Source organism: Larkinella sp. (assembly GCF_965227735.1).
Classification (GTDB): domain Bacteria; phylum Bacteroidota; class Bacteroidia; order Cytophagales; family Spirosomataceae; genus Larkinella.
Window position 1 is genome coordinate 917,957 of record NZ_OZ245776.1, and the last position, 23,809, is coordinate 941,765.

Here is a 23,809-nt window from a genome sequence, read left to right on the forward strand (position 1 = left end):
TTTGCCCCTAAACCGTTCCGGAAAGTATGGATACGCTCACGTTAAAATATCCGAAAGTGCAGCAATTCATCAATGGACACTTTGTCGATTTCCCTGATGAATCGCATCTGGAAGTGATTTCACCGCTGGACGGCTCGCTGCTCTCCACGGTTCCGCTGAGTACCGCCCAAACCCTGAATCAGGCCGTGCAGGCCGCCAAAACCGCCTTTCCACTTTGGTCGGGCATCCCGATCAAGGAGCGCGTTCAGGTATTTTACGAATACATGAATTTGCTGAAGAAAAACAGCCGTGCGCTTTCCGAACTGATCTGCGAGGAAGGTGGAAAAACGCTGATCGAAGCCCGGGCCGAAATTGACAAGAGCATCGAACTGACCGAGTTTGCCTGTTCATTGCCCCAAATCATTGGCGGTGAAGTACTGGAAGTCAGCCGGGGTGTCGAGTGCCGCAGCGAGCGGTATCCGCTGGGTGTCGTCGCCAGCATCGTTCCGTTCAATTTCCCGAGCATGGTGCCCCACTGGACGATTCCAAACGCGCTGGTGCTGGGGAATACGATGGTGATCAAACCGTCGGAGCAGGTGCCGCTGAGTGTCATGCGGATTGCCGCCCTGCTGACAGAAGCCGGTTTGCCCGATGGCGTTTTCAACGTCGTCAACGGCGATAAAACCATCGTAGAAGCGATTTGCGATCACCCGGATATTGCGGCCATTTCGTTTGTCGGATCTACCAAAGTAGCCAAACTGGTGTACACCCGCGGCACGGCCAGTCTGAAACGCGTGCTGGCGCTGGGCGGTGCCAAAAACCACCTGATCGTGTTGCCGGACGCGGTTCCGGACATGACGGCATCCAATATCGTGGCTTCCGTAACGGGCTGCTGCGGTCAGCGGTGTATGGCGGCTTCCATCATGCTCGGCGTTGGCGAAGTCGATCACATTGTCGATCAGATTTGCGAAGAAGCGCAGAAGGTGGTTCCGGGCCAGAACCTGGGCGCGGTCATCAGTCGGCAGGCCAAAGACCGCATCGAAAACTACATCACAGAAGCCGAAAAACTGGGCGCTCGTATACGGGTCGACGGTAGAAATACCGTGGTTTCCGGGAAAGAAGACGGGTATTATGTCGGCCCCACGATCATCGACAACGTAACGGCGGATATGGCCATTGCCCGGGAAGAGGTGTTCGGGCCGGTTCTGGCGATTGTCCGCACCCAAACCGTATCGGAAGCCATGACCATTGAAAACAGCAATCCGTACGGAAATGCCACCGGCGTTTTTACCCAAAACGGCAGTGCCGCCCGGTATGTGGCTGAAAGAGCCAGCACCGGCATGGTGGGCATCAACATCGGGGTGCCGGTTCCGCGCGAACCGTTTTCGTTTGGCGGCTGGAACGAATCGAAATTTGGTGCGCTCGACATTACCGGCAAAAGCTCGATTGAATTCTGGACCAGACTCAAAAAAATCACCACCAAGTGGAACGCCGAAGCGGGCGTCAACTGGATGAGTTAACTGATCATTTCCCATGTATATCCATACCCCTCATGATCGCTGATTTCGCCACCGTTTCGCAGGAGGAAAGAGACGAAATTCTCCGGAATAACTTTGATTACACCCTCTTTTCGTGGTCAAAACAAAAAGGACTCAGTCCCCTGAGCATCGAGCGGGGCGATGGGGTTTATCTCTACGATTACGACGGCACCCGGTTTCTCGATTTTTCATCCGGCTTGATGAACGTCAACATCGGTCATGGAAATCAGCGGGTTACGGAAGCGGTGGTTCGCCAAATGCAACAGGTAAGTTACGTTACGCCCAGTTGTGTGACCAAAGTGCGGGGGGAGTTGGGCAAAAAACTGGCCGAAATTTGTCCCGGTGATTTGAACAAGGCTTTCTTCACGGTTTGCGGAGCTACGGCCAACGAGAATGCCATCAAACTGGCCCGTTTGTATACCGGTCGGCACAAGATTCTGACCCGCTATCAATCGTTTCACGGCGCTTCCTACGGGGTCTTTTCGGCCGGTGGTGATCCCCGGAAATTACCGGTTGATTCACAGCAGGCGCCCAATTTCGTTCACATCGACATTCCGAATGCCTACCGCTGGCCCCACGCACCGGAAACGCTGCTGCCCGAATCGGTGGCGCAACTGGAGCGCATCATTGCTTACGAAGGCCCCGACAACATTGCCGCGATTATGCTGGAAGGTGAATCAGGCACCTCCGGCTGTTTGAAATACCCGGACGGTTATCTGGTCGAAGTGCGGAAAATCTGCGATAAATACGGTATTCTGTTGATTATCGACGAAGTCATGAGCGGTTTTGGCCGTACCGGAAAATGGTTTGGCGTCGATCATGCCGGTGTCGTTCCGGATCTGATGGCGCTGGCCAAAGGTGTGACTGCCGGGTATTTGCCGCTGGGTGTGCTGATGGTTTCCGATAAAATTGCCGCCCGCTACGACGATGCGATGCTGCCCCTGGGACTCACTTATTCTGCCCACCCGGTTCCGTGCGCGGCTGCGCTGGAGGTGATCAAAATTTATGAAGACGATCACCTCATCGAGAACACCGTGGCGATGGGAAAATACCTGGAGGAGCGCGTTGAGGAGATGAAATTGCATCACATTTCTATTGGCGACTTCCGGAATACCGGCTTGCTGGGTTGCCTGGAACTCGTCAAAAACCGCATGACCAAAGAACCGATGGCTCCGTTCAACGCCAAGCCGTCCGAAATGGTCGTCATGAACAAAGTAGCCGCCAAATTACGCGAACTGGGCCTTTACACGTTTGTACGGTGGAACCTCGTCTTCCTGGCTCCTCCTCTTTGTGTGACCCGCGAGCAAATCGACGACGGATTAGCCATCATTTCCGAAGCCCTGAAAATTGCCGATGCGGAGTGTTTAGGCTGAACACATAAGCTGATCGGGATTTGAAATCCCGATCCTTTCTGTAGCGAATTTGCAATTCGCTACAGATCACTTCGCCGTAATCCAATCCATGATCAAATTGGCCCGCGCTCCGGTTTCGCCCGAACTCGGTGACTGGCCTTCACCGCGCAATTGCTGAACAATGGTCTCGATCAGCGGCTGTTGAACATGGGGCGGATAGGGTAAATTAAACTCCTCCACACCGGCCGCCGTTTCGACTTTGATGGTAAATTTCTCGAAGAAATGAAACGTGATTTTTCCCTCAGAGCCAATCAGTTGCGCTTCGTCAATGCGCTGTTCTTTGTTCACGGTATAACACCAGCTTCCGGTGCCGAGAACGCCGGATTCAAATTCAAAATTGGCAATTACAATGTCATCAGCGTTGTATAAACCGGCCTGATTCCGGGCCATGCCGCGGGCGGTTTTGACCGGTCCCAGCGCGAATTCCAGAAAATCGAACTGGTGCGACGCCAGATCGTGGAAATGCCCCCCACCGGAGATTTCCGGAAAAACCCGCCAGCGGGGTTTCGGATCCGGCCCCACTTCTTCCGCGTACGGCTGCCAGTGCAACTGGATGTTAACCAGCCGAATATCGCCAATTGCCTTCTGATCGATCAGTTCTTTGACCTTCAGAAAGTAGGGCAACGACCGGCGGTAAAAGGCGACAAATACCGGCAAACCGGTTTCCTGCCCCATCTGGTTGATGGCGTCGCATTCTTCCCAGTTCCGAGCCATCGGTTTTTCGATATACACCGGTTTCCCCGTCCGCATGGCGCGAATGGCATAATCGGTGTGCACATCCGGGGGTGTGGCGATGTAAATGGCGTTGACCTCCGGGTCGTTGATCAGATCGTCCACATCGTCGTACCAGCGTGGCACGCCGTGGCGCATGGCATAATCGGCGGCCAGTTCGCCATCTCTTCGCATCACCGCCACCAGCGACGAATTGGGCACTTTATTAAAAGCCGGGCCGCTTTTGACTTCGGTCACATTGCCGCAACCGATGATTCCCCATTTGATCTGATCCATCATACGTTAAGAAGGTTCATAAACCCGGAATTTACTGGTTAGTCTATCGTTTTTGCCCCAACCCCCTAATTGATTTAAACTGAATAACCGCCAGATTAATATTTTGGCTTATCAACCCACTGCCGCTCGGGCGACCCCGTTTAGCTGTGGGTAAAACGAAAAGCAACCCCATACTGACAAAACCGTTTTAACGGTTTCATCATCCGGCAAACCGTTAAAACGGTTCAGTAATGATTCGGTTTAGTCCGCTTTACCCACAGCTAAACGGGGCCGCCCTAGCGGCAGTGGGCTGATAAACATCATTTCGGCGGTTATTCAGTTTAAATCAATTAGGGGGTTGGGGGCAAAAAAGCGATACCATTCGTTTCAAATAACGAGCGAGGAACCGTCCTCCGTTGTCGCGTCGTCGCCGACGGCTTTTTTAATTATGCCAATATCCTGGCGCAACCGCTGCCCGAACAGCGCGACGTCGAAACTATGCACGATGATGTTGACGCCCTGTTTCACCCAATGCACCTGCCGCTCCGGCGACTGCGAAAAGTGAATACCAATGGCAAGGCCCTTGTTCCGCGTCGTTTGGATGATTTTCAGCACAGCCGCTTCAAAATCTGGGTGATCGTACTGCTCGGGAATGCCCAGACTGACCGACAAATCGTGCGGACCGATAAAAACCGCATCCAGACCCGGCACCGACAGCAGGCTGTCCAGCCGTTCCAGTGCCGGAACACTTTCGATGTTGGCGATGCAGATGTTTCCGGCGTTGTGGGCGTCGATGTACTGCTTCAGGTCGTCGGGCATTTGCTCTTTTCCACTCAGAAACCGGGCCAGTCGTTCGCCTTTGAGGGGCCGGTATTTTGTGGCACCCACCAGATCGATAATCTGATCGACCGATTCGAGATACGGCGCAATCACCCCCACCGCCCCACCATCGATCACCTGGCAAGCCAGGTACGGATCGGGTTTCGGAATGCGGACGATGGGCGTAATGTGGTAGGCCCGGAAAATCTGGCACAGACGGGCCAGTTCGGCCCGATCGAGCGGAATGTGTTCGGTGTCCAGAAAAACGAAGTCAAGACCGGCGCGTTGCAGCGTCACCGGCCACATGGGTGCCGTGGAGGTGATGCAGGTGCCGTAGACATTATGCCCGTTTTTTAATTTCTGAAGTAACGTTGAATGCGATGCCATGATGCTCTTTTGCCAAATGTGGTGTGAACCGTTCCTATCCACTGAACCGCGCACAGATATAGTACTTCGGAGTCTGCAATTCCGACTATTTTGCAGGGAATTATTTATAGAATAATGGCCTTTTTCGCAAAAAAATGAGTAGTCATGGAGAAAAAAATGCTATTAGTACGTAGCTCCCCTTTTACACAACCTTCATTCAATCCCGTTAATGAAACCCATTGTTCAAATTTCCCTCGACCTCACCAACATCGATGAAGCCCTCGAAACCGCTGCCCTGGCCATGCGCGCCGGCGTAGACTGGCTCGAAGCAGGCACCCCGCTCATTCTGGCGGAAGGCTTACACGGTGTCCGAAAATTACGGGAAGCGTTCCCGAATGTCCCCATTGTTGCCGATCTAAAAACGATGGACGGCGGTTACCTGGAGGTCGAGATGATGGCGAAAGCCGGGGCCACGCACGTGGTGGTGATGGCCCGCGCCCACGCCGAAACCATCAAATGCGTGGTGAAAGCTGGCCGTGATTTTGGTGCGCAGGTAATGGGTGACAACATGGTTTGCCCGGACATGGTCGAAGGCGCGCGCTGGCTCGAAGATCTGGGTTGCGACTTCATCATTCACCACATCGGCTACGACGAACGCCGGGGCATTGCCGCCCAGGGACACCGGATGCCCAGCCCGCTCGACCAGTTGCGCGAGGTGGTTCAGGCGGTTCAGATTCCGGTGCAGGCCGTCGGCGGACTCTCGCTCGAACAGGCCATTCGCTGTCCGGAATTTGGCGCTCCGCTGGTCGTTCTGGGTGCACCCCTAACCATCGATGCCGATTCGTTCAAAACCGCCGATGGCGACCTGGAAAGCTCGTTGCGGCTGATTTGCGAAAAAATCCACGCCTATGGCGATGTGGTAGTTGGAAGATAAAAACGAAAAAGAAATACGAAGATGGCGTAAAAACCGTCATCGCGCTTAACCCCTTTACACAATGACGTCTGCTGCTGTTGTCAATTTTGCTCCCGAGAAAGGCTCGGTTGAAATTCGTGAAATTCCGAAACCGACCATCGGTGACGACGATGTGTTGCTGGAAGTCGCCAACGTCGGCGTCTGTGGCAGCGATCTCCACCAGTGGACCGCCGACCATAGCTGGCCGGTCAATTACCCCGTCGTGCTTGGTCACGAATTTGGCGGTCATATCGTCGAAGTGGGAAGCCGGGTGGTGGGTTGGAAAGAAGGCGACCGCGTTGTGAGCGAAACGGCCGCTATCATCGACCCCAACAACCCCATGACACGCCAGGGACTGTATAACCTGGATCCCACCCGCAAAGGCTTTGGCTACGGCGTCAATGGCGCCATGACCAAATATGTTCGCGTGCCGATGCGTATTCTCCACCACGTGCCAGACTCGCTGGCGTTCGAAGAAGCCTGTCTGACCGAACCGTGTTGCGTGGCCTTCAACGCCGTGGTCGAAAATTCGCGGCTCAAACCCGGCGACCGGGTCATCGTGCTCGGCCCGGGCACCATAGGCATTTTGTGTGCCGCCATGGCGCGGCTTTGCGGGGCCGAAGTAGCGGTTGTCGGTCTGGAAGCGGATCGCCATCGTCTGGCCATCGCCCAGCAATACGGCTGCGAAGCGATCATCGGCGATGCGAGCGAATGGGCCAAAAAACGCGACGGTCTGGGAGCCGATTGCATCATTGATGCCGCCGGAGCCAGCATTACGCTCAAAATCGCGCTGCAACTGGTGCGCCCCAACGGCCACATCACCAAAGTGGGCTGGGGACCCCAGCCTCTCGGTTTTTCGCTGGACGCGCTGGTGCAGAAAAACGTCACGCTTCAGGGCAGTTTCAGCCACAACTGGCCGATCTGGGAACGCGTTCTGGCATTGCTGGCGAGTGGTCAGCTCGACGTCAAACCGATCATCGGGGGCGTTTGGCCCATCACCGAATGGCACGAAGCCTTTGAAAAAATGCACCACGGCGAAGTGATCAAAAGCGTTTTGAAACCAGTTTAAAATAGAATAAAGCGATGATACAAGAGAAGTGAGACAGAACCGGCGTCTAGTTTTTTGTCTCACTTCTCTTGCCTCACCTCTTTCCTCTCAGAATGCGCTTACAGGATAAAGTTATCATCATTACCGGCAGTTGTACGGGCATCGGGAAAGCCATTGCCAAACGCTGCGTCGAAGAAGGAGGCCGGGTCGTCGTTCACGGCTTGGAGCCGGAGTTGGGTCAGGAGGTTGTTGCTGAACTGGGTGCCGAAAATGCTGTTTTGCACATTGAAAATCTGGCCGTCGAAGGCGTTGCGAACCGAATGGTTGCCCTCGCCGTTCACACGTTTGGTCGGCTGGATGCCGTGGTCAATAACGCGGCCTGGGTCGCGTCTTCCAACATTCACACCACCGATCTGGCGTTTTTCCGGCAAATTCTGGAGGTAAATACCCTTGCTCCGTTTGCCCTGATCCAGGCCGCTTTGCCCCACTTGAAACAGACCAGAGGCTGTGTGCTGAACATTGGCTCGGTCAACGGCTGGAGCGGAGAACCGGATCTAATGGCTTACAGCGTGTCGAAAGGCGCGTTGATGACGCTGACCCGCAACCTCGGCGACACCCTCCACCGCGAAGACGGCGTTCGGGTGAACCAGATCAATCCCGGCTGGGTGCTGACCGAAAATGAGGCCCGGCGCAAACACGAACAAGGCTTGCCCGTCGACTGGTATAAGGACGTCCCCCCGGTTTTTGCGCCCTCCGGCCGCATTTTGTGGCCCGCCGAAATTGCCGCTGCGGCTGTCTACTGGCTGGCCGACGAGAGCGGCCCCATCAGCGGCCAAATCGTTGATCTGGAACAACATCCGCTCATCGGGCGAAATCCGCCAAAGAATTAACGGTTGGTTGTTTATGAATTTCGCTTTTTGCCCCTAAATCCCCTAAAGGGGACTTTTAGCATCCGGAGGATTCCGTGTCCAAGTCCCCTTTAGGGGATTTAGGGGCAAAAAGCGAAAGCGAAAATCCATATACCGTAAACTCTAAACCATAAACTATTAAAATGCCCAAACTCGCTGCTTTTCCCAAAGCTTTTATGCAAGCCCTCTGCAAAGACGGCACGATGACGGTTTCTGAATGGATTGAACTCGCCGTCCAGCTCGACATCGACGGTCTGGAGTGGTACGCCGGTTTTCTCGAAATGGCCGACGAAGCCAACTGGTCGCGGTTTCGCCAGCAGGTCGAATCGCACGGCAAAGTGATACCGATGATGTGCTGCTCCCCGGATTTTACGCACCCCGACCCGGCGTTTCGCGCCAACGAAATTGCAAAACAGAAGCGCTGGATCGATATGACCTACGCGCTGGGCGGTTCCTATTGCCGCGTTCTTTCCGGTCAGCGTCGCCCCGAACTCACGATCGATGAAGGCGTGAGACTGGCGGCTGAATGCATCGAAGCCTGTTTGCCCTACGCCCGCGAGCGCGGCATTACGCTCATCATCGAGAACCACTACAAAGACGATTTCTGGGAATACCCGGAATTTGCGCAAAAAATGGACGTGTTCTGCCAGTTGGTCGATGCCATTCATGACCCGAACTTTGGCGTCAATTACGATCCGAGCAACACCTTTCTGGCGGGCGAAGAACCGCTGGAATTGCTGGCCCGCGTGGCTGATCGTGTGGTGACAATGCACGCCAGTGACCGGTTTTTGCTTTCCGGCACCATCGAAGACCTGCGCAATGAAGAGGGCGGTGCCGTGGGTTACGCCAAACGCCTGAGTCATGGCGAAATCGGCAAGGGATTGAATGATTATGATGCTATTTTTACGATCTTGAAGGGCGTTGGCTTCGACAGTTGGATCAGCATCGAAGACGGTGTTGATGGCATGGCGCAATTGGAGCGCAGCGTAGCGTTTCTCCGGCGAAAAATGGCGGAATACTGGCCGGAATCGGTGGATTAAGGCTCAAAATCGGGTAGCGGTTTTTACTACAAATCAACGCTTTATGACCAACTGGATTGGGCTTTTTCTCTGCTTTCAGGTGATGACCGTCCGGGCGCAAACCCGGTTTTACGTCGCTCCGTCGGGAAAAGACGCCAATCCCGGAACGATGGCTTTGCCGTTGGCCACGGTGTCGAAAGCGTTGGAAAAAGTAAAAACCGCTCCGCAAAATACCGTTCAGATCTTTCTGCGGAAAGGCACCTATTATGTAGCCGAAACCGTAGTCATCAGGCCGGAAACCGTGAACGGAAAAAGTCTGACGATCAGTGCTTTTCCGAATGAAACGGTTCAAATCAGCGGAGGTCGAAAACTGACGCTTCGCTGGCAGAAAACCGGTGCAACGACCTGGACCGCCCGCGTTGACGGACCGGTTTTCGAGCAAGTATTTCTCAACGGGAAAAAGCAGATTCTGGCCCGTTATCCAAACTATGACGCCAACGCGCGGGTCTTCAACGGCACGGCTGCCGACGCCCTGAGTGAACAGCGGATCAGCCGGTGGAAGTCGCCCGAAGGCGGTTTTATTCATGCGCTCCACCAGGGCGAATGGGGCGATTTTCATTACCGGATTACCGGAAAATCGGGCGGACAACTGCAACAGGAAGGCGGCTGGCAGAACAATCGTCCCGCTCCGCTGCACAAGTCGGAGCGGTTTGTCGAGAATATTTTCGAAGAACTGGACGCGCCGGGCGAATGGTTTTACGACCAAAAGACGCACCTTCTCCATCTGATTCCGCCCGCTGGTGTCAATCCGGAAACCGCCACTGTGGAGGTTTCTCACTTGAAAAGCCTGATCGAATTGAGGGGAGCAACGGAAAAACCGCTGCAACAGATTCGCATTCAGGGCATCCGGTTTGTCAATGCGGAACGGACGTTCATGGAACCGTATGAGCCGCTGCTACGGAGCGACTGGATGCTGTACCGGGGTGCTGCGGTGCATCTGGAGAATACCGAAAACTGCCGGATCGAAGACTGCGAATTTGCCGATCTGGGGGGAAATGCGCTGATTTTGAGTCGCTACAACCGAAAATCGGCCGTCGAAGGCTGTCATTTTCACCACATCGGAGCGAGTGCCATCAGCTTCGTGGGCGATTCGTCGGCGGTTCGTTCGCCCGCTTTTCGGTATGAAAAGTTTGTCCCATACGGCCGGATGGATTTGACACCGGGGCCAAAAAATAACCGGTTTCCGTCCGAATGCGTGGCGGCTGATAATCTCATTCACGACATCGGGCAAATCGAAAAACAGTCGGCGGGGGTGGAAATCGCGATGGCGTCCGGAATCGTTGTTCGGCACAACACAATTTATCAGGTTCCCCGCGCCGGGATCAACATCGGCGATGGCACCTGGGGCGGTCACTTGCTGGAGTTTAACGATGTCTTCGATACGGTGCTGGAAACCGGCGATCACGGTGCCTTTAACTCCTGGGGCCGCGACCGGTTCTGGCACCCCAACCGGCAGACCATGGACAGCCTGGTGGCCGTTCATCCGGAAATGATTTTACTCGATGCCCGGAAAACCACGATCATCCGCAACAACCGGTTTCGCTGCGACCACGGCTGGGACATCGACCTCGACGACGGCAGCAGCAATTACCACATTTACAACAACGTACTATTGAACGGCGGGCTGAAATTCCGGGAAGGTTTTTACCGCATCGCCGAAAATAATATTCTGATTAACAACTCGTTTCACCCGCACGTCTGGTTTGCCAACAGCGGTGACGTCTTCCGAAAAAACATCGTCATGCGGCCCTACGCGCCCATCGGCATCAAAGACTGGGGCAAGGAAGTGGATGCGAATCTTTTTCTGGATCAACCTGCGTTAAAAAAGGCGCAAAAGGACGGGACTGACCTTCACAGCGCTTATGGCGACCCGGCTTTTGTTCAGCCTGAAAAAGGAAATTATCAGGTCAACGCCACCAGTCCGGCGCTGAAAACCGGTTTTCAGAATTTCCCGATGAACCAGTTTGGCATTCAAAAACCGGCTTTACGCGCCTTGGCACGCTCGCCCAGGCTGCCGGTTTTGCTGGACAGCCGGTTTGAAGAATCGGTGCAGGAAATGAACTGGCTGGGGGCTTCCCTCCGCAACGTGCGCGGTTTGGGCGACCGCTCGGCTTTCGGTTTACCGGACGAAAACGGCGTCATCGTGGTGACCATTCCTAAAGGAAGTCTTCTCGAAACATCGGGGCTGAAACCCGGCGACGTGATCCGAACGGCGAATCAGGAAGAAACGCCCAATGTGGGCCGACTGGTCGCGATTCAGCAACAGGTCAATTGGATGGGCCGTCTCGATATAACGGTGATTCGAAACCAGCAAATGGTGAAACTAGCGGTACCGCTGAAATAGCCCAAAGGGCTTCTATACACTAGCCCCGCACACCGTGCGGGGGGCGGTGTTCCAACGGACCCATCCCAATGAATGGTGATACGCGGTTGGGATAATCACGTCGATTGGTATACGCGTCAATGGATACACACGGTTCACCCAATCCCAATGAATGGCGATACGTGGTTGGAACAATCAACAATGATGGGTGTGCGTGGATAAACCCCGCACGGTGTGCGGGGCTAGTGTATGGAAGCCCTTCGGGCTATGGCCTATTCGCCCGTTTTCACAAACGTGATATTCCGTTTCAATCCTTCGAGTTTCGTCCGTTTAACGGCCGACCGGCGAAAAATCTCCTGAAAAATATCCTGCGTTATTTCTTCCCAATCGGTTCTTGTAAATTCCGCCAAAGTCGGATTGGGGTCGAAAGCCGGGGTGGTGTGTGGGCGGGAAAACCGGTTCCAGGGGCATACATCCTGACAAATGTCGCAGCCGAAAATCCAGTTTTCAAATTTCCCTTTGACCTCGTCCGGGATGGCGTCTTTTAGTTCGATGGTAAAATAGGAAATGCACTTGCTGCCATCCACAACGTACGGATCGGTAATGGCGTCGGTCGGACACGCGTCGATGCAGCGGGTGCAGGTGCCGCAGTAATCAGCCATGGGGCCATCGGCTTCCAGTTCCAGATCCAGAATCAGTTCGCCGATGAAGACAAAGCTGCCCATGTCGCGGGTGATCAGGTTGGTGTGTTTGCCGACCCAGCCCAGCCCGCTGCGTTTGGCCCAAACTTTGTCCATCACCGGGGCCGAATCGACAAAAAACCGCCCGTTGACATCGCCGATTTCTTCATGGACATACGCCAGTAATTCCTTCAGCTTATCCTTGATCACAAAATGATAATCCGTGCCGTACGCGTATTTCGAGATTTTGTAACCGCCTTCCTCCTGCGCTACGGTTTTTTCGGGGTAGTAATTCAGCAAAACCGTCACCACCGACTTCGCGCCGTCCACCAGAAGCCGGGGATCGAGCCGTTTGTCGAAGTGGTTCGCCATATATCCCATCTTGCCGTGCATCTGCCGGTTGAGCCAAGCTTCCAGCCGGGGGGCTTCTTCTTCCAGAAATTCGGCGTTGGAAACTCCGCAGAAATCGAAGCCCAGTTCAGCAGCTTTGGCTTTGAGCAAGCGGGTGTGTTTTTGAATCACTGAAATCATAGTCGGCTGAACCCAAGGCCCTATTTCCGGGGTTTTATCCGTACCGAAGCTGACACTTTACCGGGTTTTCTGTCAAATTTAACAGGCTCGGGCCACGAATAAAAATGCCATCTTGTCAGTATTCTGAAAATTGGCAACTAATTTGCGACTTTCTCGGGTACTATGTGGTGGCGACGAAATACAACCAAGCGTATGGAAAATAAAGAAACTTTGAATAGCGAAGAGCAGGAAACAACGCAGCAACCTGACAATACCGCCCATGAAGCCAGTGTCGTTTCGGAAGCTCCGACTGACAATACGTCGGACGACGTCGAATCCGCTGCAACGGGCGAACAGGTGATTACCGAATTCGATAAAGTTAGTGTCGAACTGACTGATTTAAAGGATAAATACCTGCGGCTGTATGCCGATTTTGAAAATTTCCGCCGGCGCACAGCCAAAGAGAAGATCGACCTGATCTCCAACGCCAACGAGGGATTGCTGGTGGCCCTGCTGCCGGTTCTCGACGATTTCGAACGGGCGCTGAAATCGGCCGAAAACACATCGGATGTCGAAGCACTAAAAGCCGGAGTGAAACTGATCTTCAATAAATTTTATAAAGTTCTGGAATCCAAAGGCGTGAAGCCGATGGACTCGCTGGGCCAGGTTTTCAACCCGGATCTGCACGAGGCCATTACCCAGTTTCCGGCTCCCAGCGATGATCTGAAAGGAAAAATCATGGACGAAACGGAAAAAGGATACCTCCTGAATGACAAGGTGATCCGGTTTGCGAAAGTGATTTTAGGCTCCTGAACGATGACGATAAGCTAGAACGAGTAGACTGAACAGGACGGCACCCGCCCCTCCCCGTTCAGTCTACTCGTTTTTCAACGAACAATACATGGCTACGAAACGAGATTATTACGAAGTATTAGGGGTCGACAAAAACGCTACGCCGGAAGAGGTCAAAAAAGCCTACCGGAAAATGGCGATCAAACACCACCCCGACAAAAATCCGGACGATCCCACCGCCGAAGACAAGTTCAAGGAAGCCGCCGAAGCTTACGATGTGTTGAGCGATCCGCAGAAAAAGGCGCGGTATGACCAGTTTGGTCATCAGGGCATGAACGGCGCGGGCGGTGGTGGCCAGTCGATGGACGACATTTTCTCGCAGTTCGGCGATATTTTCGGCGACGACAGTCCCTTTGGCAGTTTCTTCGGCCGGGGTGGTCAGCAGCAGGGTCGGCGCGTCCGGCGCGGTTCGGATTTGCGGATCAAACTGAAGCTGAACCTGCAGGAAATCGCCAATGGAGTTGAGAAAAAAATCAAGGTAAAACGCCACGTTTCCTGTACGACCTGTGGGGGTAACGGCTCTAAAAACGGCACCGCCGTCACGACCTGTAACACCTGTAACGGTTCGGGTCAGGTTCGGAAAGTAGTCAATACGATGCTGGGCCAGATGGTTTCGACCAGCACCTGCCCGACCTGTAATGGCGAAGGTAAAATGGTGACCGACCGTTGCGACACCTGTTTTGGTGAAGGCCGTCTGTTGCAGGAAGACGTTATTCCGATCAAAATTCCGGCGGGTGTTGCCGAAGGCATCCAGCTTTCCGTAACCGGCAAAGGCAACGTTCCTCCGCGCGGGGGCGTGGCCGGGGATTTGCTGATTGTGGTGGAAGAAGAGGAAGACGACAACCTGAAACGCGACGGCAACAACGTGGTTTTCGATTTGCACGTCAACTTTGTCGATGCCACGCTCGGAACCTCCGTAGAAGTGCCAACGATCGACGGTCGCGCCCGGATTACACTGGAACCAGGTACGCAGGGCGGCAAAATCCTCCGTCTGAAAGGTAAAGGCATCAAAGAGTTGAACGGTTACGGACGCGGTGATCAGCTCATCCATATTAACATTTGGACACCCAAAACACTCAGTTCGGAAGAGCGAAGCATACTGGAACGACTACGCAACTCGCCGAACTTTCATCCCAAGCCGGGAAAAAACGAAAAGGGGTTCTTTGATAAAATGAAAGACTTCTTCCATTGATACGGATTGAACATGAGAAAGCCCGGCCAGAAGACCGGGCTTTTTTGTTTGAAACTCTATTAATTTAGGATTTACCTCTGATAATTCCATCACACTTTCGCTTTCTGCCCTCAATACTCTAAAGGCCGGACGGCCGGAGCCAGACTTTTGGCATCCGGATTGAGCCGCGTCCAAGCCCTCAAATTGATTAGCCACACAATTTTTTTCAACAATACCAAATAGGTTGTATGAAGTGTAAAATGGTTGAGATGGCTTGGCTTAGTCATACTTAGTAGTAGTACTCAGGAAAAATACCGGTAATTTTTCTAAATTTGTCTGTTAAACGATTTGTAATAAATTTAAAAAAAATACTATCATTGCACCATGAGTAATTTACGCATGAGTACAGCGCGAAAAAGCTTACAATAGTTGTATGTTATCAATGAAAAATATAATTATTTATGAATTTCTCGTAAATAATTATGAATAGCTAAAGAGTCTTTTTCAACATCGATCCATTTTTGAATCTGTTAATAAACATTTTTTTGTCTGTTAATTAACAATTCTATTGAGCTGGGTATAAAAACTTGCTTGCTATTTTACCAGATGACCGACAGGGTTTATGAAAACCCTGATGATAAATTATGGGTCTGCGTTTTGTTCTGATGCAACGCCTTACCCTCTTTAAACAAGCGAAATTCCTCCAACCATTAAAAGCAACTAGTTGCACATCCAGTTTATGAATAAAATCCCTCTACTCTTTTCGGTATTCATTCTGATCGCCTATACCTCCCTGGCACAAGCCCCTTCTACCACCAGCGATAATTCGTCCCAGGTTGGCGTGCTTGCCAAAAAACTTGATCATTTCCAAAAAGAAAACCAACGTTTATCAAGGTATTCGAAAAAATTAAAGTACAGAGTTTCCTCCGTTTCCACTTTGAATAAAAAGCTTACAATTCGGGTCGAAAAATTACAAATAGACAGTATGCAACTGTCCGTAAAGTTAACAGAAGCCCTTACCAATAATCAAAAGCTGATTCAATCCTATGAAGCTCGTGTAAAAGGAATGTCGGGTGAATTACAGGCTCTTCACGATACGCTCAGTACGTATAAAGTTGTAAAAAACGATTTAGAAATTATAAAAAGTTATATTTCAACACTTTCACTTGCTCCACGCGAATACCGACAGCCTTATTCGCGGGTATTAAAGATTCTTTTGGAATCCTTTTCAAAAAGTCCATCACCTTATGAAGTAAAGAGAAATTCAGAACAGGGAATGACCCTTTTGGAAAAATACACTGAAAAGAAAAAGGTGTTTTTCTTTCTCAATAAGACCGTTAATCTCCAGGCTACATACCTTTTGACGTTCAATCCTAACCCCGTTAATGATACAAAAACCTTGGTGAAACTACGAACTGTTATCCAGAAAATTAAAGGTAGTGACGCAATTGAAGTTGAAGACAGCAAAGAAGAGTCAAAAGCAGAAAACCGGTTGTTTAGCTACATGGATAAAGTTATTGTTCAATATAATTAAATGGAAACGCTATGAAGAGCAAGTATTTACTACTGCTTTTACCATTTATCTTGTTATTCACTACTGTATGCCGGAGCCACAGTGAGGTAATAAGCAAAGTCTACTTTCAATGTTCAGTTGATAGTCTGTTGACAGGCACACGAAAGCGTCTGGCGGCTTCATTCAATGAAACCGGGATTCAATACTGGAAGAAGGGCAACTACGGAAAAGCTGCTGAGAACTTCAAAAAATCAGCCGACCTGGGATATAGCTGGGGACAGTATAGTTTATCGTTGTGTTTCTGGTATGGAAAAGGCGAAAAGAAAGATCTAAATGAAGCGATTAAATGGATTTTATTAGCATCTAACCAGGGAAACGCCGATGCACTAAACCATCTTGGCTATGTATACCAGGCAGGTGTAGGCATCGAAAAAGATTACCTGAAAGCGTTAAAATATTTCAGTAAAGCAGCCGAAATGGGGCATGTTGAAGCACAGGGTTCAATTGGTTATTTGTATCAGTATGGGCTGGGTGTTGATCCTAATTATGAAGAAGCACGAAAATGGTATCTCCTGGCAGCTCAACAAGGAAACGCCACTGCACAGGGCTCAATAGGTCAGCTATATGCAGCCGGGTTGGGCGTAAAACCCGATTACAAAGAAGCAATAAAGTGGTATCAATTGGCCGCAAACCAATCCTATGTCCCTATCTACTCTTACCTGGGTGATTTGTTTAAAGATGGCTTGGGAGTCAATAAAAATTACGATGAAGCTTTAATTTGGTATAAGAAGTCAGCAAAAAGTGGCAATGCCAGAGGCATACTTCAATTAGGGCTTATGTATGAATACGGCTATGGCGTAGCCAGCAGTTACACTGAGGCCTTAAAACGATATAAAGAAGCGTATGAAAGAGGAGAACTAAATGCGCTTGTTCAAATTGGCAGGGTTTATGAAAAGGGGTTAAATGGCATACCCAATTATGATGAAGCTATAAAATGGTATCGGCTGGCAGCCGATAAAGGTTCTGCTTCAGGACAATATCACCTTGGCAACTCCTATTACTACGGAAGGGGGCTTACATTAGATTACGTAGAGGCCATGAAATGGTATCGATTGGCCGTTAAACAAGATAACCCTGAAGGTGCACTGGGATTGGGCCTTCTTTATGGAGAAGGAAACGGCACGGAAAAAGATTGCTACCAGGCCTTGAAATGGTTTTTATTAGCAGCAGAAAAAGATAATTCCGAAGGATCTTATCAAGCTTACAAAGTATATTATTATTGCCTTACAGACACCAAAAATGCTTTTAAATATTTAACAACAGCCGTAAACCAGCAACATCCTGACGCTATTTTCGAATTAGCGGAAGCTTATTATTTAGGGTTACTGGGCTTGAGTGTCAATATTCAAAAGGCCCACGAACTGTATGTTAAAGCGGCAGAAAGTGGAAATATACTAGCTAAAAATGCTTTACAGGTAAAAGGGTTTAATTTATAACGATCATTTTTGCCCCAAACACTGTGTACCAGATTTATATACATTCTGGCGTTCAAATCATTGGATTCAGTATTTCGTATATATATCCCCGTAACCCATACATGTTGATCAGGAAATACTTACTCTTCAGGTAAGTATTTCCTGTCTGTCATCAAGTCGTCCACCTCTCGCATTGCTTCGTATATTCTATACAGTTCTGACTGATGTAACTCCATTAAACGACTTGCGGGGTTGGCATTGAAAACAAAATTTTCAATGCCAACCCCGCAAGTCGTTTAATCCGCAGTGCTTATCCTAACGCATTTAAATGCTTCTGAAACAATGCGTCGTATTTCTTCGCCAGCGCTTCGTTTTTCGTTTCCCGGAACGCGTTCACGATGGTTTGAAGGTTGTACAGATCAAAGTTGGCGTCGTCGCTGCCACCACCGGTTTGCTTGATGTAGGTCAGACTTTGATCGGCCCGGTTCGCCACCACGTCGGCAATAGCCTGGGCGGTTTTCAGATCACCCACTTCCAGCAGAATCCTGATGTAGTTGGTTGAAATCTGGTCGTACGGAATGCTTTTGTCGGGAATGACCTGCAACGAGTGGTTCAGCACTTCTTTGGCCTGGGCATTTTTGCCTTCGCGCATCAACTGATCTGCCAGCCGCAGGAACGCAATCCGGGCCGAAATAACCGGCGAACCGCGGTACGTATCGTCGTAATACGAATCCGGGTTGTTCATTTCCCGCCAGAAGGTTTTCTTCATCATGTTGGTGTACATCACGTCAGAATTGACAAACCCGTCGGTTGCGCTCGGTACCTGCACCGGCATCAACCGGAACGCATACCCTTCCAACTGCATGTGGTCCTTCAGATTCAGGTAGTTCGACTGTCCCAGCGTGGTAGAGAAATAGATGGGTCGCTTCCAGTTGTTGGTCGCGATGATATCGAGCATGATCAGATCCGGTTTGTAGATATCCTGTTTACCATAATTCCAGACCACGGTATCTTTCACCATCGGCAGCAGGTTAGCCGGCACAAAACCGAGTCGCTGCACTTCCGCCTTATCAACCGGCAGGAAGAACGTAGTCGATGGCAGGATATTCGTCATTTCGCCGGTCGTCAGCGGCACCTGAATCGCCTGGTTGTTCTGTTTCACCAGCCCGATGTATTCTTTCAGGTTGATGCCATTTTTCACCGCCGGGATTTCGTAGAACGGAATCACATCGTTTTTGCCTTTGTTGAACTGGGCAAATTCCAGCGAAATCGGCAACGCTTCAGACTCGTACGTTTTGCGTTTCATTTGCTGAATGTACCACTCGGTGCCGAGCAGGCTCAGGTTACAAACCCGTACGTCGGTCCGGAAGCCTTCGACTTCCTGGGCATACCACAAGGGGAACGTGTCGTTATCGCCCCCCACAAACAGGATGGCGTTCGGGGCGCAGGAATTCAGGAGGTTTTTGGCAAAATCAACCGAATGGTAACGGTTTGACCGGTCGTGGTTATCCCAGCTTTTGGCCGCCATCATCACCGGAACCAGCAAACACAGACCAACGACCAGCCCTACGCGCATCTTTTCACTCTTCAAATAGGCCGCCAAACCGTCTACCAGTGCCACCACACCCAGACCGATCCAGATGGCAAAGAAGTAGAACGAACCGACGTAAATGTAATCCCGTTCGCGCGGTTCGGAAGGCGGAGAGTTCAGGAAGATCTGCAACGCAATACCGGTAAAGAAGAACAACATGCCCACAATCAGCAGGTCTTTGGGTCGGCGGAAATACTGAATGACCATCCCGAACAAACCCAGCAAAAACGGCAGCATGTAGAAATTATCGCGGGCCTTGTTATCCTTGATCAGATCCGGAACGCCATCGTCGCTTGACCAGGGCAGCAGATAACCCGACCCTTCCTGATCACCGGCACGTCCGGCAAAATTCCACATCAGATACCGCCAGTACATATGCCCCAACTGGTACTGAAAGAAGAATTGCAGGTTATCCCCCATCGTCACTTTCCGCGTGGGCTGCCCCTGCGCATCGAGTGGAATGTTCAGCATCTTGGAATACAGTTGCGGGTGGTTATTCTGATTGCTGTAAATGCGCGGAAACAGCATTTGCTTGTCGCTGTCGTAGATGTACTCCGGCGCATAATCGAAGATGGCGTATTTGCCGTCTCGCTTCTCGTACTGCGGAGCGCCCTTTTTCTGGTCGACAGGGCGCGAGAAAAACAGCGGACCGTAGCTGAGCGAGCGGTTTCCGTACTGTTCACGTTTCAGGTACGATACGAAATTGACCACATCGCTCGGGTTGTTTTCGTTGATCGGCGTATTGAAATCCGACCGGATCAACACCTGAATGTAGGACGCATAGCCAATCAAAACGAACGCCAGCCCCAGCAAAGCCGTGTTCAGAATCGGCCGGTTTTTGCGCGCCGACCAGATAATTCCGTAGATCAGCGCCCCGATAAAGACAATCGTGAAGATGATAATACCGGTCGTAAAGGGCATTCCGAACGTATTGACAAAAAACCGCTCAACGGCAAAAGCCGCGGTGGGAAGACCCGGAATAATCCCGGAATTAATGATCCCCAGTATGACCATCCCGACACCGAAGGAAATGACACCACCCCAAAGCGTAGTTTTAGGGTTCTTCTTGAAGTAGTAAATCAATGCCATGGCGGGCAGCGTCACCAGGTTCAGCAAGTGAACGCCGATGGAAAGACCGATCAGGTAGGCGATAAAAATCAGCCAGCGGTTGGCGGCAGCTTCGTCTTCGATCAGTTCCCAGCGGAAAGCCGCCCAAACGACAATAGCCGTAAAAAATGACGAAACCCCGTAAACCTCTGCTTCGACGGCCGAAAACCAGAAAGTATCCGAAAACGTATAGACCAGCGCGCCAACGGCACCGGCACCAATTACGGTCCAGATTTCGGTCTGGGTCAGTTCATTGAATTGCTTGTTGATCAGTTTGCGGCCCAGCATCGTGATCGTCCAGAACAGAAACAGAATGGAGAAGGCACTGGCGAGCACCGACATCATGTTGATCCAATAGGCCACCTGGGTGACATCGCCGAGGGCCAGCATCGAGAAAACGCGGCCTGTCAGCAGGAAAAACGGCGCTCCCGGCGGGTGAGGCACCTGAAGTTTATAGGCACAGGCAATGAATTCGCCACAATCCCAAAAGCTGGCCGTCCGCTCGACCGTCGACGCATACGTAAACAGCGCGATGGCGAAAAGCACCCAGCCGGTTATGTTGTTGATGCGTTGATACGAAAAACCGGACGCTTGCGGGGGCGTCCCGGAACGCACTGTAGATTCTGTTCCTCTGATGGTCTGCATTGGGGTAAGCGGTATATTTTCCCCAAAATTAACAAAATAAACCCCGCTTGACGCCGGTTAGGCCCGTTAAAGTTTGTTAAAGCCGTTTGGGAGGTCTACTACCAGCTATTCCCGGTTCCTGCAACTTATGGACTAAAACCCGCCAGGTATGGGTTCGGGGTAGCGAATTTGTAACCAAATTTGGTATTTCAACCCGCTATTCAACGACCGTGAGGACAATCGGTGGTTCATTCCGGCGGTTCTCAGCCCGTTCACCAACCAACCCAACTACTTCTATGAAATCTCTTTTCAGACTTGGCGTTGCCATTGATTGCATGGCCGTTCTTTATGGCATTATATGATGCGCTGGCGGGCACCTTTTTGTGGCCGGAACTCTACGCCGGTCAAGGACTGCTGGCGATTGCACTCTGCGGCACCTTCGTGGCCCTGGCGATTTATGTAAAGACCCGCGACCAGATTTCTCTGTCTACGGTCACGGCCCGGCTTCCGGCTTTTCCACTCCTGGGCTTCGGCCTGATGATGTTGCTGATCGCGGCTTCCAACCGGATGAGGGCGAATAGGTGAAAAGTTATTACACAGAGTTGATCAGGGAACATCAGAGCTTATCAGAGAAATACTCTGTTTAACTCTGATGTTCCCTGATCAACTCTGTGTAATAACTTAGCTTTTTAAAGCGTTAGTCCACTCCGTCGGAGCATGGCCTGGGGCGACGGTTCGCGGCCCCGGAATTTCTTGTAGAGCTCCATCGGTTTTTCCGTACCGCCTTTTTCCAGGACATTCTTGCGGAATTTGTCGGCCACTTCCCGGTTCGACAGTCCTTTTTCCCTGAAGAACTCAAACGCGTCGGCGTCCAGTACTTCTGACCATTTGTAGCTGTAATAACCGGCTGAATACCCACCGGCAAAGATGTGTGAAAACGCCGGACTAAGAGCCGTTCCCGGCACTTTAGGAAACAGATTCACCAGCGAGTCGATGTGGGATTCGACCTGCTCGACGGTCTCCCCTTTCGGCGCACCGCCGTGCCAGTACATGTCGACCAGCCCGTAGCGCAGTTGCGTCAGATTGGCCATACCGGCCATGAAGTTCTGGCTCGCCCGGATTTTCTCGATCAAATCGTTCGGGATCACTTCGCCCGTCTGGTAGTGTTTGGCAAACAGTTTCAGCGCTTCCGGGTCGTAACACCAGTTTTCCATCACCTGCGAAGGCAACTCCACAAAATCGCGGTATACGCTCGTTCCCGACAGACTTTCATATTTGCTATTTGCCAGCATGCCGTGCAAACCATGCCCAAATTCGTGGAAGAGCGTGATTACTTCGTTGAAATTCAGCAGCGACGGTTTGGTTTCGGTTGGACGCGTAAAGTTGCAGACGTTGACAATGTGCGGGCGAATGTTCACGCCGTTTTCCACTTTCTGCCCCTGAATATCATTCATCCAGGCTCCGCTGCGTTTGCCCGCCCGCGGGAAGTAATCGCCGTAAAAAACCGCCAGAAACTTGCCGTCCTGATCAAACACATCGTAGGTTTTCACCTCCGGGTTGTAGGTCGGCACATCTTTCCGCTCCTTAAACGTCAGGCCGTACAGCTTGTTGGCAATCGTGAAAGCCCCTTCGATGACGTTTTCCAGTTTAAAATACGGTTTCAGAATTTCGTCATCGAGGGCATATTTCTCCTTTTTCAGTTTTTCGGAATAGTAGTTGTAATCCCAGCGCTCCAGTCGTTCATCCTTAAAACCGTTCTGCTTCGCGTAAGTGGTCAGTTCGGTCATTTGCTTTTCGGCCACAGGTTTGGCATAACCGGCCAGTTCGCTCAGAAACTGCTTCACTTTCTCCGGCGAACCCGCCATGCTTTCTTCCAGAATAAAATCGGCGTGTGTCTGGTAGCCCAGCAATTTGGCACGGTCGTAGCGAAGCTGAACCAGTTTGCCGATAATCTGCTGGTTGTCGTTTTTATCGCTGTGAAAACCCCGTGAGTTATAGGCCACAAACAGCTTCTTTCTCAACTCCCGGTTGTCGGCATATTGCATAAACGGCTGATAGCTAGGGGCCTGCAGGGTAAACACCCAGCCAGTTTTTCCCTTCTGCGTCGCCGTGGCTTTGGCGGCTTCCCGCGCAAAGTCCGGCAAACCTGCCAGGTCTTTCTCGTCGGTCACTTCCATCAGGTACTCGTTCGTTTCGTTCAGCACATTTTCGCCAAACTGCAACGACAACTGCGACAGGTCTTTGTTGATGGACCGAAATTTATCCTTATCGGCGGCTTTCAGGTTGGCACCGTTGCGGGCAAAACCCTTGTATGATTTTTCGAGCAGCATCCGGTCTTCGCCTTCCAGTTTCAACTGATCCCGTTGGTCATACACGGTTTTGATGCGCTTGAACAGTTTCTCATTCAGGGAAATATCGTTGCCGTATTCCGTCAGCAAGGGCGAGGCTTCCCGGACAATTTTCTGCAATTCGGGGCTGGTTTCTGCACTGTTGAGGTTAAACAGCACCGACGACACCCGGTTGACCATATGACCGGCATTTTCGAGCGCGACCACGGTATTTTCAAACGTCGGCGCGGCCGGATTCGCCACGATGGCGTCGATTTCCTTCCGGCCCATCGTCATGGCTTCTTTCAGAGCGGGCAGGTAATGGTCATTTTTAATCAGATCAAACGGCACCGTCTCATGCGGTGTTTTGAACGGTTGCAATAGCGGATTTTCACTCATTTTGGCTTTTTCGGGAGAAGGCTGTGCTCGAAGGGCCGGGGTTAAAGCCGCCAGCAGCACCGCCGTTTGGGTCATTTTTCGAAGTGTAAACATTTTGATTTGCTGATGGAGTTTCTCGCAGTATACAAAAGTACGGAAATTTAGAAAAT

Annotated in this window: 17 protein-coding genes; 12 read left to right on the forward strand and 5 right to left on the reverse strand. The window is 51.4% G+C overall.

Annotated elements, in window-relative coordinates:
* Nucleotides 1-26 precede the first annotated feature (26 nt).
* Together ACO064_RS03610 and ACO064_RS03615 are read left to right on the forward strand one after the other, a co-directional pair.
* A complete protein-coding gene (locus ACO064_RS03610) occupies nucleotides 27-1,499 on the forward strand; it encodes a CoA-acylating methylmalonate-semialdehyde dehydrogenase (protein ID WP_421826045.1) in 1,473 nt (490 codons plus the stop codon).
* Between the two features lie 32 nt (nucleotides 1,500-1,531).
* Nucleotides 1,532-2,890, forward strand: a complete 1,359-nt coding sequence (locus tag ACO064_RS03615) for an aminotransferase class III-fold pyridoxal phosphate-dependent enzyme (RefSeq protein WP_421826046.1) — start codon at nucleotides 1,532-1,534, stop codon at nucleotides 2,888-2,890.
* A 66-nt stretch (nucleotides 2,891-2,956) separates the two neighbouring features.
* Here ACO064_RS03615 and ACO064_RS03620 read toward each other — a convergent pair whose 3' ends face one another.
* The gene (locus ACO064_RS03620; RefSeq protein ID WP_421830984.1) at nucleotides 2,957-3,937 is read right to left on the reverse strand and encodes a Gfo/Idh/MocA family protein; all 981 of its coding nucleotides are present in this window, start codon (nucleotides 3,935-3,937) and stop codon (nucleotides 2,957-2,959) included.
* Between the two features lie 366 nt (nucleotides 3,938-4,303).
* Complete coding sequence (locus tag ACO064_RS03625; protein WP_421826047.1) at nucleotides 4,304-5,122, reverse strand: HpcH/HpaI aldolase family protein; 819 nt, start codon at nucleotides 5,120-5,122, stop codon at nucleotides 4,304-4,306.
* Nucleotides 5,123-5,330: 208 nt separating this feature from the next.
* On the opposite strand from ACO064_RS03625, the gene ACO064_RS03630 reads away from it, so the two are divergent.
* From ACO064_RS03630 to ACO064_RS03650, 5 genes are all read left to right on the forward strand, one after another.
* Nucleotides 5,331-6,035, forward strand: coding sequence for an orotidine 5'-phosphate decarboxylase / HUMPS family protein (locus ACO064_RS03630; protein WP_421826048.1), 705 nt, complete (start codon nucleotides 5,331-5,333; stop codon nucleotides 6,033-6,035).
* 61 nt (nucleotides 6,036-6,096) lie between these two features.
* Nucleotides 6,097-7,122 carry a zinc-binding dehydrogenase gene (locus ACO064_RS03635; RefSeq protein WP_421826049.1) on the forward strand — a complete coding sequence of 342 codons (1,026 nt, stop codon included), beginning with the start codon at nucleotides 6,097-6,099 and terminating at the stop codon, nucleotides 7,120-7,122.
* A gap of 92 nt (nucleotides 7,123-7,214) precedes the next feature.
* A complete protein-coding gene (locus ACO064_RS03640; RefSeq protein WP_421826050.1) occupies nucleotides 7,215-7,991 on the forward strand; it encodes an SDR family NAD(P)-dependent oxidoreductase in 777 nt (258 codons plus the stop codon).
* 161 nt (nucleotides 7,992-8,152) lie between these two features.
* Nucleotides 8,153-9,049: a sugar phosphate isomerase/epimerase family protein gene (locus ACO064_RS03645; protein WP_421826051.1), complete on the forward strand. Its 897-nt coding sequence runs from the start codon at nucleotides 8,153-8,155 to the stop codon at nucleotides 9,047-9,049.
* 43 nt (nucleotides 9,050-9,092) lie between these two features.
* On the forward strand, nucleotides 9,093-11,432 hold the full coding sequence (locus tag ACO064_RS03650) for a right-handed parallel beta-helix repeat-containing protein (protein ID WP_421826052.1): 2,340 nt from the start codon (nucleotides 9,093-9,095) through the stop codon (nucleotides 11,430-11,432).
* A gap of 251 nt (nucleotides 11,433-11,683) precedes the next feature.
* Here the strand turns inward: ACO064_RS03650 and queG are convergent, their stop codons facing one another.
* Nucleotides 11,684-12,622: a tRNA epoxyqueuosine(34) reductase QueG gene (gene queG, locus ACO064_RS03655; RefSeq protein ID WP_421826053.1), complete on the reverse strand. Its 939-nt coding sequence runs from the start codon at nucleotides 12,620-12,622 to the stop codon at nucleotides 11,684-11,686.
* Between the two features lie 192 nt (nucleotides 12,623-12,814).
* Between queG and ACO064_RS03660 the strand changes: the two genes are divergently transcribed.
* The 4 genes from ACO064_RS03660 (at nucleotide 12,815) to ACO064_RS03675 (ending at nucleotide 17,633) form a co-directional block, all read left to right on the forward strand.
* Nucleotides 12,815-13,414 (forward strand): nucleotide exchange factor GrpE, encoded by a 600-nt coding sequence (locus ACO064_RS03660; protein WP_421826054.1) that lies wholly within the window; start codon nucleotides 12,815-12,817, stop codon nucleotides 13,412-13,414.
* Nucleotides 13,415-13,502: 88 nt separating this feature from the next.
* Nucleotides 13,503-14,645 (forward strand): molecular chaperone DnaJ, encoded by a 1,143-nt coding sequence (dnaJ, locus tag ACO064_RS03665; RefSeq protein ID WP_421826055.1) that lies wholly within the window; start codon nucleotides 13,503-13,505, stop codon nucleotides 14,643-14,645.
* 718 nt (nucleotides 14,646-15,363) lie between these two features.
* Nucleotides 15,364-16,158 carry a hypothetical protein gene (locus ACO064_RS03670; protein WP_421826056.1) on the forward strand — a complete coding sequence of 265 codons (795 nt, stop codon included), beginning with the start codon at nucleotides 15,364-15,366 and terminating at the stop codon, nucleotides 16,156-16,158.
* Nucleotides 16,159-16,169: 11 nt separating this feature from the next.
* Nucleotides 16,170-17,633: a tetratricopeptide repeat protein gene (locus ACO064_RS03675; RefSeq protein WP_421826057.1), complete on the forward strand. Its 1,464-nt coding sequence runs from the start codon at nucleotides 16,170-16,172 to the stop codon at nucleotides 17,631-17,633.
* A gap of 289 nt (nucleotides 17,634-17,922) precedes the next feature.
* Here ACO064_RS03675 and ACO064_RS03680 read toward each other — a convergent pair whose 3' ends face one another.
* A complete protein-coding gene (locus tag ACO064_RS03680; RefSeq protein ID WP_421826058.1) occupies nucleotides 17,923-20,955 on the reverse strand; it encodes a DUF2723 domain-containing protein in 3,033 nt (1,010 codons plus the stop codon).
* 327 nt (nucleotides 20,956-21,282) lie between these two features.
* On the opposite strand from ACO064_RS03680, the gene ACO064_RS03685 reads away from it, so the two are divergent.
* Nucleotides 21,283-21,519 carry a hypothetical protein gene (locus ACO064_RS03685; RefSeq protein WP_421826059.1) on the forward strand — a complete coding sequence of 79 codons (237 nt, stop codon included), beginning with the start codon at nucleotides 21,283-21,285 and terminating at the stop codon, nucleotides 21,517-21,519.
* A gap of 104 nt (nucleotides 21,520-21,623) precedes the next feature.
* Here ACO064_RS03685 and ACO064_RS03690 read toward each other — a convergent pair whose 3' ends face one another.
* Entirely contained in the window at nucleotides 21,624-23,753 is a 2,130-nt protein-coding gene (locus tag ACO064_RS03690; RefSeq protein ID WP_421826060.1) for a M3 family metallopeptidase, read from the reverse strand.
* Nucleotides 23,754-23,809: the final 56 nt, after the last annotated feature.